Source organism: Pseudobacteroides sp., assembly GCF_036567765.1.
Taxonomy (GTDB): Bacteria; Bacillota; Clostridia; order Acetivibrionales; family DSM-2933; genus Pseudobacteroides.
On sequence record NZ_DATCTU010000032.1, the window covers coordinates 58,653 to 75,248 of the forward strand.

Consider the following 16,596-nt stretch of genomic DNA (forward strand, 5'->3'; position numbering starts at 1 on the left):
AAAATTTGTTGACAACAATGGTATAGATTATTATAATTAAAGTTAATTGAATATTTAATATTATCGGATGATGGTTGAGGGAGAGTAACTGTTTGTTTTATTAATTATATTTAAGGGTTAAAGAGTTAATAACACATTCCGTTCACCGAAGGAGTCATACTCTCAGGTATAGAGACTTCAGCCGGACGAACCTCTGGAGAGACCAATATATGGCGCCGAAGGGGCAAGTTCCTGTTAAGGAAATAATCTCTCAGGCAAAAGGACAGAGCTAATTCACATTATTTATGTGTATTATTGTGTTTATCACAGGGGTCACTCTATTAGAGTTTGACTCCTTTATATTTGCATAAATTTTACTTAGTAAACAAACAAAAAGGGAGGGGCTTTTATGTTTAATATAAAAATGCTCAACGGTATTTCTGAAAAAGGATTGGAATTGCTGCCGGTGGATCATTACAAATTATCAAATGATGCAGAAAATCCGGATGCTATATTGGTTAGGAGTGCCAATATGCTAGAAATGGAGTTCGGACCCAACCTCAAGGCTATTGCAAGGGCAGGAGCAGGAGTAAACAATATTCCTATCGACAAGTGTACGCAAAAGGGAATAGTTGTTTTCAATACCCCAGGTGCGAATGCCAATGGAGTAAAGGAGCTTGTATTAGCATCATTATTTCTGTCATCCAGACGCATTTGCCAGGGAATTAACTGGGCTCAATCACTTAAAGGCAAGGGAGATGAGGTTCCTAAGTTGGTGGAAAAGGGCAAATCCCAATTTGATGGCCCTGAAATTAAGGGAAAAAGAATTGGCGTTATAGGTCTTGGAGCAATAGGCGTTATGGTTGCAAATGATGCTGTTTCATTGGGTATGGAAGTTATAGGATATGACCCTTTTATTTCGGTTAATGCGGCATGGGGGCTTTCAAGCAGTGTAATTAGAGCAACCAGCCTTGATCAGATTATGTCTACATGTGATTACATTACTGTACATGTTCCGCTTGGGTCTGAAACAAAAGGAATGTTCAATAAAGACAAGTTTGCTATAATGAAAAAGGGAGCAAGGGTAATAAATCTATCAAGAGGAGGTCTTGTTGTTAATAAAGACATGCTTGAGGCTCTGGAAAATGAAACTGTAGCATGCTATGTGACCGACTTCCCTGAAGATGAATTGATTGGAAATGATAAAGTCATTACTATACCTCATCTTGGAGCTTCAACACCTGAGTCGGAAGAAAACTGTGCTGTTATGGCTGTTAATCAGGTTAAGGACTATCTTGAAAGGGGTACAATCAAGAATTCAGTTAACTTCCCGGATTGTGATATGGTGAGATCAGGAAGCACAAGAATATTAACCGCACACGAAAATGTTCCTAACATGGTAGGACAGGTTACAACTATACTTGCTAACAATAAATTAAATATTGCAGACATGCTTACTCATCATAAAAACAATATTGGGTTTAATATGATTGACGTAGACGGAAAAGTAAATGAACAGATATATCAAGCTGTCAAGAGTATTCCTGGGATTAAGATGGTTAGAATTATTGAGTAATAAAGGCAGAAAGTTTGCAGGCCTTCTTTGAAGCAGCCTGCAAACTTTTTTGTATTTTAAGAAATTGTTGTCTATGTTATACCACTCTAAGGAATTATAGTTTACTATGACTTGAAAAGTAATCATTAATCCAATATAATAAAAATTGTATGATAGCACCGCCAATTAACAAACAGGAAGAGGGCTGCAAATGGCAATCGTATTATTATCAATTTTTAGTTTGTTCCTTGGAGTATTATTAAATATAATTGCATCAAGAATTCCTAAAGTAGTGGAAAATGACATTGAAGACGTTACATGGGCTTGGCCTTTTTGTAGATCATGCAGCACAAAGCTCAAACCGCTTCAAATGCTTTTCCCAATAAACCTCTTTTTACATCACGGAAGATGCGGCAAATGTGAAAGTAAAATATTTGGCAGACCCATTCAGATTACTCTGTTTGCCCTTGTTGTTTGTGTACTCTTGTATCTAAAGTTTGATTTTACAATACAGTTTTTTGCATTTCTTTATCTGATGTCAGTATTGATAGCAGTGTTTTTTATTGACATGGACTACTATATTATTCCTGACGATTTGTTGTTTGCAGGTCTGGGGGGTGCACTTCTGGTATTTGTCTATAATCTTTTTTATGAGTTTCCGATTTATATGGATAGAGCCTGGTGGAATCCTGTACTTGGGGGGGCCTCAGTTTCTCTTGTGCTTTTATTAATAGGAATAGTTGGCCTATTTATTTACAAGACAGAGGCAATGGGATTGGGAGATGTAAAGCTTTTCATACCAATTGGGATTTTCCTTGGCTGGCGGATGGTAATAGTGTCATTTATACTTTCAGCAATCATTGGCTCACTAATATCAATTGTGATGATGATAATCAGGCGTAAGAAGCTTAGAGAAGCTATACCATTTGGACCAGCTATCGTATTGGGTACTCTTGCCACCATCCTTTATGGTACTGATATATTAAATTGGTATTTACAGTTTAATAATTATTAAACAATCTTAAATTTTATCCGATAATAAATAAGTTAATATATGTTTTTATTATTTAAGTTTTACTGGCAGTTTATCATCCACCCAATTAATGAGGAGGCTGATCCCTTATGATTTCCAGAATTAAAAGCTGTGGATTGGTTGGCATTGATGGATATGTTGTGGAAATAGAAACTGATATAAGTAGCGGAATTCCCTCCTTTGATATTGTAGGGCTTGGTGATGCTGCTGTTCGGGAGTCAAAAGAACGAGTCAGGGCTGCCATAAAAAATTCAGGGATGGAATTTCCTGTGAGAAGGATTACTGTAAACCTATCCCCGGCAAGTATAAGAAAGGAAGGATCCCATTTTGATTTAGGCATCGCCTTGGGTATATTATCAGCCACAGAGCAGATAAATACAAGTGAAATACATAAATATATGTTTATAGGTGAGTTGTCACTAGACGGTCAAATAAGACCTGTTAATGGTGTTTTGCCTATGGCTGTGCGGGCAAGGGATGAAGGGATTGAAAACATAATACTATCAGTGGATAATGCTGAGGAAGCAGCAGTTGTCAAAGGGGTTAATGTTCTTCCGGCAGTGAATATTATCAATGTAATAAGGCACTTGAATAAAGATATGGAAATTAATCCCTACACTATAGATATCGATAGACTTTTTTGCAAAAACACCGAGGATGAACTTGATTTTTCTGATGTTAAGGGTCAGGAAAATGTTAAAAGAGCTTTGGAAGTGGCTGCGTCAGGTGGTCACAACTGTTTACTTATCGGAAGCCCAGGTTCTGGGAAAACTATGATTGCCAGAAGAATCCCTTCAATATTACCGTCCATGACATTTGAGGAAGCCCTTGAAGTTACTAAAATTCATAGTATAGCGGGAACTCTTCCTGCAAAGACACCACTTATGACTAGAAGACCTTTCAGATCTCCACATCATACAATATCACGCTATAGCCTTATAGGCGGAGGAAATGTCCCCAGACCTGGGGAAATCAGCCTTGCCCACTACGGAGTTTTGTTTTTGGATGAGGTACCGGAGTATGGCAAAGAAGCACTTGAGGTTATGAGACAGCCTTTGGAGGATGGTTATGTGACCATATCAAGATTGAGCGGAAGTATTTCATATCCTTCAAAAACAATGCTTGTTTGCTGTGGTAATCCGTGCAGATGCGGTAATTTACTGGATGAAAGCAAGGAATGTTGCTGTTCACCAAAGCAAGTACAGCAATATCTTGGAAAGATTTCAAGTCCCCTTATGGACAGAATTGATTTGCACATAGAAGTAGCTGGGGTACAATATGCAGACCTGGACAGTACCCAATCCGGGGAAAAATCCCATGTAATTAGAGATAGGGTAAATAAGACTAGAAAAATACAGGTTGAAAGATATAAAGGTCTTGGAATATTTTCCAATTCCCAACTGACTTCCTCCCTGATAAGCAAATACTGCAAACTGGATAATGAAGGAAAGGCACTTTTGAAAAACGCCTTTGAGCGATTGGGGCTAAGTGCAAGGGCACATAACAGAATATTAAAGGTAGCCCGCACAATTGCCGATATGGATGAGAGTGTTGATATCAAGCTACAGCATCTGGCTGAGGCAATTCAATATAGAAGTCTGGACAGAAAAGTCTGGGGAAGATAGAATTCTGAAAGGGAGATTATTTATGGGAAGAAGACCGAATATTGGTTTCTTTGTAAATGAAATTGATGGAGATTTTCAGACGCTTTTCTGGACGTCAATAAGAAAAGCGGCAGAGAAGCTGGATGTCAATCTGATCACTTATGAGGGAAGGATTCTATTTAATACTGATAATATAAGCGGAGAGCATAACATAGTTTACAAGCTTGCTGATGCTGCAAGACTTGATGGCCTTATAATAGCAACAGGGACTTTGATAAATAAGGTTTCAATGGACTGCTTTATTGACTATATCAAAGAGTTCCAAGGTATTCCAAAGGTCTCTATATATGAAAATATTCCGGGTGTACCCAGCATACTTGTGGATAACAAAAAAGGCATGAAAAGCTTAGTGGATCATTTGGTAAATTATCATAAATTTAGAAAGATCGGGTTTTTGAAGGGGCCTTTAAGTAATGATGAAGCCAATGTAAGGTTTAGTGCATACATAAGCGTTTTGGAAGAAAACAAGATCGAGGTTGACGATAAGATAATTTTTAGCGGTAACTTCCAGTCGGAGACCGGCTGGGAAACAGCAGAATATATAATAAAAAATAATATAAAAATTGATGCCCTTGTATGTGCCAATGATGAAATGGCAATTGGAGCCATTAAATATTTCAGAAGCATGAACCTTGATTATAAAGATAATTTTGTGGTATGCGGTTTTGATAATGCTCACAATTCGGCAATAATAACACCTTCACTGACCACTGTAAGTCAGCCTATGGACATGATATCCGAAAAGGCTATTGAGCTGCTTATTGAGGAGATTAACGGTACAGAAGTATCTGATGTGATAAAGCTTCCTACCTCCATGGTAGTAAGAGAATCCTGTGGATGTAGTTCAAATACCAATAGATCTTCTACCTTTTCGGATTTTTATATAAGGGCAATATCTAATTTTAAGATCCATGAAAATTTACAAACCTATAGCCTTGAAACACTTTATGATCTCTTAACAACAGCGTTAAAAAAGTTAAACATCAAAAGCTGTTTTATTATTAAATACCAGGAAGGACCCATAAATCTTAATAGCACTATACCGGATTTTTCAGAGCTTATGTATGCTTATTATGATAACGAAAGACAAGTATTACAGGACATGTTGTTTAAAACAAAGATGCTGGTGCCTGATAACTTTATACCTAATAACAGGCAGTTTACATATCTTGTAAAGCCATTGTTTTTTAATAGTGAACATTTTGGTTTTGTTTGTTTTGAGGTTGACAGTGATGATGTTATAAATTTTGAACTTTTAAGGGGACAGATAAGCAATACATTAAAAGGTGCACTTATGCTTTTAGAAAAGGAACGAATGAGTGAACAATTAAGTGAGCAGGAAAGAATGTCAACTTTAGGTCAGTTATTAATCAGCATAGCCAATAATATAAAATCACATATAATGACAATTGCAGGCTCAACCGTTGCACTGGATTCTCTGGTAGAAGAATATGAAAAGTCAATTGATGACAAATCCGTAACAATGGAAGATCATCACGATATAGCTAAAGATATGGGTTCGTGGATAGAAAGAATTGATTCTACTTTAAGGTATATGACTAATGTTTTGGATCAGATCAATGACCAGTACGCCAAGTTTACAACAAAAAATATGGACAGCTTTAGCATTAGCGACCTTATTGAAGGTATTAAGAATCATATAAGAAAGTCTGAAATTCTGAGTACTCAGAAAATTAATATAAAAATAGAAACGAATCCTGAATTGAGAATAGCAGGAGAAGTTATAAACTTGCTTCAGGTAATTGACAATATATTGATTAATGCAGCTCACGCCAATAAAGAGAATGATTCGGACATGATTGAAATAAGATTTGAGCAGTTAAAAGGCTGCATTCTTATTTCTGTTAAAGATTATGGAACTGGAATACCTGAGGGAATAAGGTCATCAATTTTTAAAAAGATGGTTACTACAAGAGGCAAAAACGCTACAGGTATCGGGCTTATGCTTTCATACTCTACAATAAAAGGAAGATTTGGCGGTGACTTATACTTTAACATAGATGATACAGCGGGAACAACGTTTTATATTAAGCTCTTTTTATAGAGCTTTTGATCAAGTCTAGGCACCATCAAAAAATAACTTCCGATATAAATTTATTAATCATGCCTCAGGAAATAACAAATAAGGAGTGACAGGATTTGAATACTTCTAGCATAATAAAAGTACTTATTCATAGCAATGATACATCTTTTTTGCCAGAGGAAAAAGAGCTTCTGCAAATGCATGAGGTAGATTTGCACTTTTTTAGCGACAAGCTGGATATGCAGGATGCATTAAAATCCGGTAATATAGATATGGTGATCCTAAGTACAAATAATCCTGATCATTCGGAAATGTCAATGATTGAGTCAATAAGGAATATAAGTTCTACAGTAGAAATAATTTTGTTGGTCGAAAGCGATGAATTATTCCCAAGTTTGGATATGTTTACGGCATACGATATACACAGCTGCTATATAAAATCAAGTTTAAAAAATAATTTGCTGATAGAAGTCCTTTCTGCAAAGAAATCATGCATGCAAAAAAGACAAATATGTGCCTTGCTAGAGGAGCAGCAGTCAATTAAAGTTAAGATGAAGGAAATACATGAAACCCTTATTGATAATGAGAGATTGTATTTCATAGGAAGAATAACAGGTAGTATATCTCATAATATGAAAACTCCGCTAATGTGTATCGGCACTTCCATCCAGACTCTTAGGGAACTTATAAATGAATACAACCTTTCTATTGGAGATCCTGCAGTTACAAATGAAGACCATAAAGAAATAGCAAAAGATATGGAATCCTATGCTACAAATATTCAGGAATACTATTTTTATCTTCGGGATTTGGTCCAAACCTTAAAGGATCAAACCGTCTCAAGGTCAATATCACCATACAATTCTTTTACAGCAGCCGATTTGATAAAGAGGCTTGGTATTATTATAAAAGATGAGCTGAAAATACATAAGTGCGTATTAAATCCTCAGTATAACATAAGTGATAATGCTTTATTTAAGGGAAGGCTTATAAGTCTTATTCAAGTTATAAACAACCTTATTATTAATTCCGCTCAGGCATATAAGGATGGGGGCATAATTGATCTGATGATAGATAAACAAGGGGATGAGATAAAAATACTAATAAAAGACTACGCTGGGGGAATTTCGGAGAATATAAAGGATAAACTGTTTAAGGAAATGGTCAGCACAAAGGGGAAAGACGGTACAGGACTCGGTATATACAGTTCATATCAGATTATAAAAACCGAGTTCAAAGGAGACATTAAGTTTGAATCCCATGAGGGTAAAGGAACCGCATTTACAATTTCCATTCCAAATGTAAATAATTAGTCGAGTTTATATAGTTGAAAATTAAGGCCAGTTATTCTATAATTTCTGTTGTAAATAAAATCATAGAATAATGAGGCCTGTTTTTATGGGAAAAGATTTTTTGGAAATTGATTTGTATAAACCTATACATGATTTGTTTGTGAAGGAAGGCTATGAGGTAAGGAGCGAGGCCCATTACTGTGATATATGTGCAACCAAGGATGAACAGCTGACAATAATTGAACTCAAGAGAAACTTAAGTGTTGAATTGCTAGCACAGGCAGTAAAGAGGCAAAAGCTTGGTGATTTTGTTTATATTGCTGTTCCCAAGCCAAAAAAGCTTATAGGTACATCCAAATGGAAAGATATATGCAATCTCATTAAAAGGCTTGAGTTAGGATTGATTCTTGTTTCATTAGAAGGCAAAAACCTTGTGGAAATTCCTATTTCACCAAAGCCCTTCGATTTTCAGGCGAGCAGACAAAAAAGTAAAGATAAAAGATTGAAGCTTGTTGAAGAGCTTAAGGGTAGAACTATGGAGCTGAATGTTGGCGGCAGCAGAGGAAAAAAACTTGTAACAGCTTATAAGGAAAACTCGCTTCATATAGCATGCTGCCTTAATATGTTCGGTCCAATGACAGCAAAAAAAATTACTCAATATGGAACAGACCCAAATAAAACGTGGAGTATTTTAAATAGAAACTTCTACGGTTGGTTCTATAAACATGAAAAAAGTGTTTATGGGCTCAGTGATGCGGGTAAAAGAGCACTTGATGAATACCCCGAACTGGCAGAGCATTATAAGAACAAAATACTTTATAATGATCAATAATTATATATCAGTTTTTAAATATTATAAGCATTTAAATAGTAATTAATATTTATCCAAATTTTTACGATATATATCTGTGGAACAATATAAAAAAATAAAACACTTAGTATTATAGTCATAAAGTTATTGTTATTTGTGTTTTGTATGGTATAATAGCCTAGTGATTGCATACTTCAATAAAAGAGGTATAAATATGGAAGATGAACTTATATATTGGGTTTGGTTAAATTCAATACCAGGATTAGGCAGCGTTAAATGCGGCCAGCTCCTCAAGTTTTTTGAGCATCCAAAGAATATATGGTGTGCTTCCGAGGCAGAATTAAATAAGGCATCCTTTCTGAATCGTCAAGGGATTAATTCCTTAATGAATGGAAAATACAGAGAAGATGCAATGAAACATTTAAAAGTAGCAAAAGAGCAGAAAATAAATATAATTACTATTAGAGATGAAAACTATCCATATTATTTGAAAAATATATATGATCCGCCGATAATTTTATTTGTAAGAGGGAATATACTAAAAAATGAAAAATGCATTGCAATAGTGGGGGCAAGAAGAGCAACCTCCTATGGGCAAAAGATGGCGGAGACCTTGTCTTATGCTTTAGCTGGTATTGGTTTGACGGTGGTTAGCGGCATGGCAAGAGGCATAGATACTAATGCACATAAGGGAGCAGTACAAACGGGAAGGACAATTGGAGTTTTAGGGTGTGGGACAGATATTGCATATCCACCTGAAAACAGAGGGCTTATTTCGGAAGTGGCCAAAAATGGTGCGGTTATATCCGAATACCCTCCCGGCACACCTCCACTTCCTTCTAACTTCCCTGCAAGGAACAGGATTATCAGCGGAATGGCTATCGGAGTAGTGGTTATAGAAGCAGGTGAAAGAAGCGGCTCCTTAATCACAGCAGAGTTTGCACTAGAACAAGGCAGGGAAGTTTTTGCAGTTCCCGGAAATATAAACAGCATAAATAGCAAAGGTACAAATAGATTGATTAAAGACGGAGCAAAAATTGTTACAAGCGTAGAAGATATATTGGAAGAATTAATTAACTATGGTATAACTGACAACGTTAGGAGTATCAAAAATGACAAGACTTTTGATGAAGCCTTGTTTAAAGGGCTTAGCAGCGATGAAAGAAGACTGGTTGAATGCCTTAAGCTTGAGCCCTTGCACATAGATGAACTTACAAGAAAGAGCGGGTTTAGTGTTAAGGTTGTAGGTTCTCTGCTTGTAATGCTGGAATTAAAAGGGGTAATAGAGCAAATACCCGGTAAAGTTTTTAAGATAAAAGATTAAAAAAGCAGATTACGGAGGATTATGATGGCTGGTAATTTAGTAATTGTTGAGTCGCCTGCAAAAGCTAAAACTATAGGAAAGTTTTTGGGCAAGGGTTATAAAATAACTGCTTCCATGGGCCATGTAAGGGATTTACCGAAGAGCCAAATGGGGGTTGATATTGATAACAATTTTGAGCCTAAATATATAACAATTAGAGGTAAAGGCGATCTTATTGCAAAATTAAAAAAAGAAGCAAAAAACGCAGAAAAGATATATCTTGCCACTGACCCTGACCGTGAAGGTGAGGCTATATCCTGGCATTTGGCCAATATTTTGAATATAAGCGAAGATGACAGGTGTAGAATCACATTTAATGAGATTACAAAAAATGCTGTTAAAAATGCAATAAAGGCTCCAAGAAAGATTGATTTAAATCTGGTTGATGCTCAGCAGGCGAGAAGGGTATTGGACAGAATAGTAGGTTATAAAATCAGTCCTCTGCTATGGAAAAAGGTTAAGAAGGGATTAAGTGCGGGTAGGGTTCAGTCAGTTGCTACAAGACTTATAAGCGACAGGGAGGATGAAATAGAAAATTTTAATCCTGAAGAGTACTGGACTATTGATGCAAAATTGAACCAGATAAAAGGCAAAACTCCCTTCAACGCAAAGTTTCATGGAAACGTGGAAGGTAAGATAGAATTAAAGGATGAAGCAAGGGTAAATGAAATAATTAAATCTATTGATGGCAAGAAGTATGTTGTAACCAAGGTAAAGAAAAGTGAAAAGAAAAGGACCCCGGCACCTCCGTTTATAACAAGTACAATGCAGCAGGAAGCATCAAGAAAGCTTGGGTTTACCACTAAGAAGACAATGATGGTTGCACAGCAGCTTTATGAGGGTGTCGATATTAAGGGCCATGGTGCAATGGGTCTTGTAACATATATTAGAACTGACTCCACAAGAGTATCCAATGAGGCTCAGAACGAGACCAGGGAATACATTAAGGAGAAATACGGAGAAAAGTTTGTACCTCAGGAAACAAGGATTTATAAAAATAAATCCGCTTCCCAGGATGCACACGAATCCATAAGGCCTACTTACGTAAGTATGGAGCCTGATCAAATTAAGGATTCATTGTCCAATGAGCAATATAAGTTGTATAAGCTTATTTGGGAAAGATTTGTTGCAAGTCAAATGTCATCTGCAGTATATGATACATTGAGTGTAGATATAAATGCCGGCGATTATATTTTTAAATCAACAGGATCGAAGGTGAAATTTCCAGGGTTTATGTCAGTATATATTGAGGGCAGGGATGATGAAGGAGAAAATTCCGAAACCAATATACCTGTTTTAGAAGAAGGTGAAGAGCTTGACCTTAAAAAGCTTGATCCCAAACAGCATTTTACTCAGCCTCCGCCAAGGTATACAGAAGCAACACTTGTAAAAGCATTGGAGGAGAAGGGGATAGGAAGGCCAAGTACTTATGCCCCTACCATTACTACCATCCTTGCAAGGGGATATGTCGAAAAGGATAAGAAATTTCTTTTTCCAACAGAGCTGGGCAAAATTGTAACGGATATTATGAAAAATAATTTTAAAGATATAGTGGATGTTCAGTTCACTGCTCAAATGGAAAATAAACTTGATGCAGTGGAGGTTGGAGGCAAAAGATGGGTGGAAATCATGAAAGAATTCTACAAAGATTTTGCTGTTGTATTGAATGAAGCAGAGGAAAGCATTGGCCAGGTAGAAATACCTGTTGAGGTTTCTGATGTTATTTGCGAGAAATGCGGTAAAAATATGGTTGTAAAAATGGGCAGGTTCGGTAAGTTTCTTGCTTGCCCCGGATTTCCTGAGTGCTGGAACTCAAAGCCTATTGTCGAAGAGGCAGGGGTTAATTGTCCAAAATGCGGTGGCAAGGTTGTAATAAGAAAGACTAAAAAGGGAAGAAAATATTTTAGCTGTGAGAATAGAGCTGACTGTGGTTTTATGACATGGGATAAGCCAACCGATGAAAAATGTCCTAAATGCGACAGCTTTTTGGTTTCTCATGCATCCGGAAAGAAGGAGACCATTAAATGCAGTAAAGAAGGCTGCGATTATGTAAAGCCTAAAGAATGATTAGGGATAATTATAAATGACTAAATAATAACTAAATAATAACTAAAGAATGACTAAAGAATAAGAGGAAATGTGGATAAATGACTGACTATATTAATGTTATTGGAGCTGGCCTTGCAGGCAGCGAAGCTGCATGGCAGATTGCCAAAAGAGGTGTAAAGGTAAAGCTTTATGAAATGAAGCCCCGCAAATTTTCACCGGCACATCATCTAGAAACATTTGCGGAGCTTGTTTGCAGCAATTCACTGCGTTCAGCACAGCTTGAAAATGCAGTGGGCCTTTTGAAGGAAGAGATGAGAATATTGGATTCTATCATACTAAGGTGTGCAGATGATACTTCTGTGCCAGCAGGAGGTGCACTGGCTGTCGATAGGACCAATTTTTCCGGAATGGTTACCGATATTTTAAAGAAAACTGAAAACATTCAAATTATAAACGAGGAAATAAAGAGCCTGCCGGAAGAGGGGATTACCGTGATAGCAACCGGGCCCCTTACCTCTGAAGAATTTTCAGGTTATTTAGGTGGTTTGATCGGAAAGGAATACCTGTACTTTTTCGACGCGGCAGCACCTATTATTGAATACAATTCCATTGATATGAGCAAGGCCTTTAGAGCTGCCAGATATGGCAGAGGGTCAGATGACTATATCAATTGTCCTATGAATAAGGAGCAATACGAGCATTTTCTAAATGAGCTTAACAATGCAGAAACTTCCGAGATAAAGGACTTTGAAAAGGATGCTGTTTTTGAAGGCTGCATGCCTGTAGAAAGCATGGCTCAAAGAGGAAAGGATACGCTAAGATTCGGCCCCTTAAAGCCTGTAGGTCTGGTAGATCCCAATACAGGAAAGGAGCCTTATGCTGTAGTTCAGCTGAGGCAGGACAATGCAGAAGGCACTCTTTATAATATAGTAGGATTCCAGACAAGGCTCAAATGGCCTGAACAAAAAAGGGTGTTCGGATTGATACCAGGCCTTGAAAATGCTGAATATCTAAGGTACGGAGTAATGCATCGCAATACTTTTATCAACTCGCCTGGTAAGCTGGACGGAGCATATAGGCTTAAGGATAGGCCAAACCTGTTCTTCGCAGGCCAGATGACAGGAGTTGAGGGATACGTGGAATCGGCCTCATCCGGTATGCTGGCAGGAATTAATGCTGCATTAACCTATTTTGGTAAGGATGTGGTTCTTTTTCCAAAACTTACGGCTATAGGAGCGTTGAGCAGTTATATTTCCAATCCTGCAGTTAAAAATTTTCAGCCTATGAATGTCAATTTCGGGTTGATGGACAGCTTGGATGTCAGAATCAAAGACAAGAGAAAGAAAAACTTTGAAATATCCCAGAGGGCCTTAGAGAAGGTACGAGAAATAAAAAGTCAGATTGAAGAACGATTTAGTTCATAAATAGCTATATTACAGTAAATTAATAGACTGCCTGATGTCCATTATATGGTGCCAGGCAGTTATTAGTATTATCTCCAGAAATATATAATTGCATATATTTTTCCAACTGCATTTTTTGTTGAATTTCATAGAAAATTATGATATTATGTATTTATATGACCAAGATATTATCTTCTTAGTGCATTTACATATCAAATTTAAGCTTTTTGTAAAGAGAAACCAAAAGTTTTGTCGAAATTTTGCCATATGAAAGATTAATCATTTTTTGTTACCATTAATACAATTAATACAATTTTTTCTTTTATTTTAGGGTGTGATAGGAAAATTAAAGAATTCCACTGGAAGGGGGATAACCTATGGTCGGATGGTTATTCAACAATGCAAAAATATTGGAAAAAGCAATGGATGGTACAGTCTTAAGGAATGAAGCAATCACACAAAATATCGCCAACGTTGATACACCGGATTATAAAAGAAAAACAGTAGCTTTTGAAAAGGCTTTAAGCGATGCGATGGATAAAAGCAGCTTTAGGGGCTATCGTACAGATAAAAGGCACATCCCCATTGGAGGAAGCAATGTGGATAATGTTAATATAAGTGTCACAGAGGATAATTCCGCACTTCAAATGAGACTTGACGGTAATAATGTTGACATTGAGGCAGAGATGTCTTTGATGGCAAAGAATAACATATTGTATAACGCATTGACGCAAAAACTTTCAGGAGAATTTAGAAAGCTTAAGTCGGTAATAAGTGAAGGGAGAAAATAATATATGGGATACTTCAGTTCTCTTGATATAAGTTCTACAGGGCTTACAGCCCAACGACTCAGAATGGACATAATATCCCAGAACATTGCGAATGCCGAGACAACGAGAAGTGAAAACGGACTGCCGTATAGAAGGAAGCTTGTGGTATTTGAGGAAAAGTCGGCATCGGCACCATTTTCAGAGTATTTAAGTGCTAGCAGCAAAAATAAGATAGCAGGCAATGGTGTCAGGGTAAGTAACATTGTTGAAGACTCTTCTCCATTAAAAAAGGTTTACAACCCCGGACATCCTGATGCTGACAAAGATGGTTATGTAAACATGCCCAATGTGGATGTTCTTACGGAAATGATAAATATGATTTCTGCCACAAGATCCTATGAAGCCAATGTTACTGCTATAAATACCACAAAAAGTATGGCTCTTAAAGCACTTGATATCGGTCGTTAACATATCGAATAGATTAATATGGTATTAATAAAATAAAGTATATTCTACATAATTATCTAGTAAAAACTACTATACATGGAGGATGTTATGGCTGTTAACTCGATAAACGGTTTTAATGCAATATCCCCTGTTACTTTTGATAAGAACATCCCGGTCAGTGAAAATAAGGGATTAAATTTTTCGGAGATTTTTAATAATGCCCTAAACTCCGTTAATGAACTACAGGCCCAATCAAAGGAGCTTACAAATGATTTGGCAGCAGGAAGGACTGACAATATTCACGAGGTCTTGATTGCCGGAGAGAAGGCGGATGTAGCCTTACAGCTCACTATTCAAATCAGAAACAAAATTCTTGATGCATATACTGAAATAATGAGAATGCAGATCTAAAGTTTTAATTAAATAAAATCAAAACAAGAAAGTTAATATGGCAATACCTGAACGGAGATAAATGGAAGATTATATTAGGGGTTAATGGGTATCAAATCTAGGATTGGAAATTTTTCACGGAAGAGAAAGCTCTGTAAAAGGTGGTGTAATTATGCCTGAATTTATTTCAAGGCTACAGCAAAAAGCTGCTGAATTATGGAAAGTTCTCGATAAGTCCCAGAAAAGGCGGATTTATATTATTTCTGCCATTCTGGTGACTGTTCTTGCAGCGAGCATAGTTTTGGCTACTCGTACAAGCTATGTGCCGCTTATTAAAAGTTCCAATCAAAAAGATATCAGTGAGATGACTAAAATTCTCCAGGAGCAGAATATAAAGTTCAAGCTGGATCAAAATTCAGGAACTATTCTTATAAATTCAAAAGACAATAACAAAGCACAGGTAGCATTAATTCAGGGCGGATATCCTAAAAGCGGCATGACCTTTGAGGATGCTTTCAGCTCCATAAAAATAAATACTACCGAAAGCGACAAACAAAAGCTTTGGCAACACTATGACGAGTCAACATTAAGCACAAAACTAAAAATGCTGGCGGATAATATTGAAGATGCAAGCGTCACTATATCCAAACCTGAAGACACTCCGTTTATAATTGACAAGAAGGATAATGAAAAGCCTTCTGCAAATGTAATTATCAAACCGAAGAGTGAGCTTACTGAGAAACAGGTTCAGGGTATTGTCATGATGGTTGCATCAAGTGTTATTGGGCTAGAACCAAAGGATGTCACTGTTCTTGATAATAATCTGAATATTTTGAATAACCAATCGGTGGACAGTACAATAAATGAGGCAAACAATCAGTATGATATGAAGCAAAAGATGAAAGTGACACTTGAGAACAGTGTATATAATCTTTACAACAAGGTGCCCCTTGACAGCTTTGAAAGCATTAGGGCTGTTGTAAATCCTGTTCTTGATTTTGATAAACTTAAAAGGCAGACAAGTGACATTTCAAACGGTACAGGTCTGGATGGTCCCGCCATTATCAGCTCCGAGAGGACGAAGGAGAAGCTTGTTAACGGAGAAGCAGGGGGAGTTCCCGGAACCGACACAAACCCGGGAGATACCACTACATACCCATTAAATTCCGATGGCAATTCTACATATGACAAGTCATCTGAGAAGATAAATAACGAGTATAAGAGAACAGTTACAGATGAGGAGAAGGCACTGGGTGCCTTAAATATGGAGAAATCATCCATGACCGTTGCATTATACTATGGAAGAAGGGTTAAGGATGATAAGAATATCACTGCTGAGTTCATCGAGTCAATTAAGAGCGATGTGAGCAGAGCTACAGGAATACCGGCAGCTAACATATCGGTTAACAAATATAAAATGGCTCCTGAAACCATTGAAGTTAAGTCATTAGCCGACACAATAAAGGAGCTTGTCAATGCTTATGGGTTCTTTGCATTGCTGCTGCTTTTAACTATAGGTCTTATGATTGCACTTATACCGAGAAAGAAGAAAAAGGAAGCACCACAGGAGGCGGCTCCGGCGGCCGAGCCGGCTTTGGCTGCAGCAACAACAGGTGGCTTTGATGTAACGGTTGGAGATGAATTTGAGGATGAAATCCAAGAAATTGATATGGAAGAGAAATCTGAAGTTAAGAAGCAGATTGAAAAGTTTGTAAAACAAAAACCTGATTCTGTGGCACAGCTCTTAAGAACATGGCTTTCAGATGATTGGGAGTAATATATAGATAATAAAAAGA

Annotated in this window: 13 protein-coding genes and 2 riboswitches; all 13 genes read left to right on the plus strand. The window is 37.0% G+C overall.

What is annotated here, in order from left to right; genetic code table 11:
- The first annotated feature begins 67 nt into the window (after nt 1-67).
- Nucleotides 68-188, plus strand: a riboswitch (glycine riboswitch).
- A 3-nt stretch (nt 189-191) separates the two neighbouring features.
- Nucleotides 192-268, plus strand: a riboswitch (glycine riboswitch).
- Between the two features lie 120 nt (nt 269-388).
- The 13 genes from VIO64_RS04805 (at nt 389) to fliF (ending at nt 16,577) form a co-directional block, all read left to right on the plus strand.
- Nucleotides 389-1,555 carry a 3-phosphoglycerate dehydrogenase family protein gene (locus VIO64_RS04805; RefSeq protein ID WP_331915709.1) on the plus strand — a complete coding sequence of 389 codons (1,167 nt, stop codon included), beginning with the start codon at nt 389-391 and terminating at the stop codon, nt 1,553-1,555.
- A gap of 190 nt (nt 1,556-1,745) precedes the next feature.
- The gene (locus VIO64_RS04810) at nt 1,746-2,549 is read left to right on the plus strand and encodes an A24 family peptidase (RefSeq protein ID WP_331915711.1); all 804 of its coding nucleotides are present in this window, start codon (nt 1,746-1,748) and stop codon (nt 2,547-2,549) included.
- Between the two features lie 107 nt (nt 2,550-2,656).
- Complete coding sequence (locus tag VIO64_RS04815) at nt 2,657-4,192, plus strand: YifB family Mg chelatase-like AAA ATPase (protein ID WP_331915713.1); 1,536 nt, start codon at nt 2,657-2,659, stop codon at nt 4,190-4,192.
- A 22-nt stretch (nt 4,193-4,214) separates the two neighbouring features.
- Nucleotides 4,215-6,296, plus strand: a complete 2,082-nt coding sequence (locus VIO64_RS04820) for a substrate-binding domain-containing protein (RefSeq protein WP_331915715.1) — start codon at nt 4,215-4,217, stop codon at nt 6,294-6,296.
- Nucleotides 6,297-6,391: 95 nt separating this feature from the next.
- Nucleotides 6,392-7,588 (plus strand): sensor histidine kinase, encoded by a 1,197-nt coding sequence (locus tag VIO64_RS04825; RefSeq protein WP_331915717.1) that lies wholly within the window; start codon nt 6,392-6,394, stop codon nt 7,586-7,588.
- A gap of 85 nt (nt 7,589-7,673) precedes the next feature.
- Nucleotides 7,674-8,399, plus strand: coding sequence for a DUF2161 family putative PD-(D/E)XK-type phosphodiesterase (locus tag VIO64_RS04830; protein WP_331915719.1), 726 nt, complete (start codon nt 7,674-7,676; stop codon nt 8,397-8,399).
- A 193-nt stretch (nt 8,400-8,592) separates the two neighbouring features.
- On the plus strand, nt 8,593-9,702 hold the full coding sequence (dprA, locus tag VIO64_RS04835) for a DNA-processing protein DprA (RefSeq protein WP_331915721.1): 1,110 nt from the start codon (nt 8,593-8,595) through the stop codon (nt 9,700-9,702).
- 24 nt (nt 9,703-9,726) lie between these two features.
- Entirely contained in the window at nt 9,727-11,808 is a 2,082-nt protein-coding gene (topA, locus tag VIO64_RS04840) for a type I DNA topoisomerase (protein WP_331915723.1), read from the plus strand.
- Nucleotides 11,809-11,888: 80 nt separating this feature from the next.
- Complete coding sequence (gene trmFO / locus VIO64_RS04845; RefSeq protein WP_331915725.1) at nt 11,889-13,214, plus strand: methylenetetrahydrofolate--tRNA-(uracil(54)-C(5))-methyltransferase (FADH(2)-oxidizing) TrmFO; 1,326 nt, start codon at nt 11,889-11,891, stop codon at nt 13,212-13,214.
- A 356-nt stretch (nt 13,215-13,570) separates the two neighbouring features.
- Nucleotides 13,571-13,984 carry a flagellar basal body rod protein FlgB gene (gene flgB / locus VIO64_RS04850; RefSeq protein ID WP_331915727.1) on the plus strand — a complete coding sequence of 138 codons (414 nt, stop codon included), beginning with the start codon at nt 13,571-13,573 and terminating at the stop codon, nt 13,982-13,984.
- Between the two features lie 3 nt (nt 13,985-13,987).
- Nucleotides 13,988-14,431, plus strand: coding sequence for a flagellar basal body rod protein FlgC (gene flgC / locus VIO64_RS04855; protein WP_331915729.1), 444 nt, complete (start codon nt 13,988-13,990; stop codon nt 14,429-14,431).
- Between the two features lie 87 nt (nt 14,432-14,518).
- Complete coding sequence (gene fliE, locus VIO64_RS04860; RefSeq protein ID WP_331915731.1) at nt 14,519-14,821, plus strand: flagellar hook-basal body complex protein FliE; 303 nt, start codon at nt 14,519-14,521, stop codon at nt 14,819-14,821.
- Between the two features lie 151 nt (nt 14,822-14,972).
- Entirely contained in the window at nt 14,973-16,577 is a 1,605-nt protein-coding gene (fliF, locus tag VIO64_RS04865; protein WP_331915733.1) for a flagellar basal-body MS-ring/collar protein FliF, read from the plus strand.
- Nucleotides 16,578-16,596 lie beyond the last annotated feature (19 nt).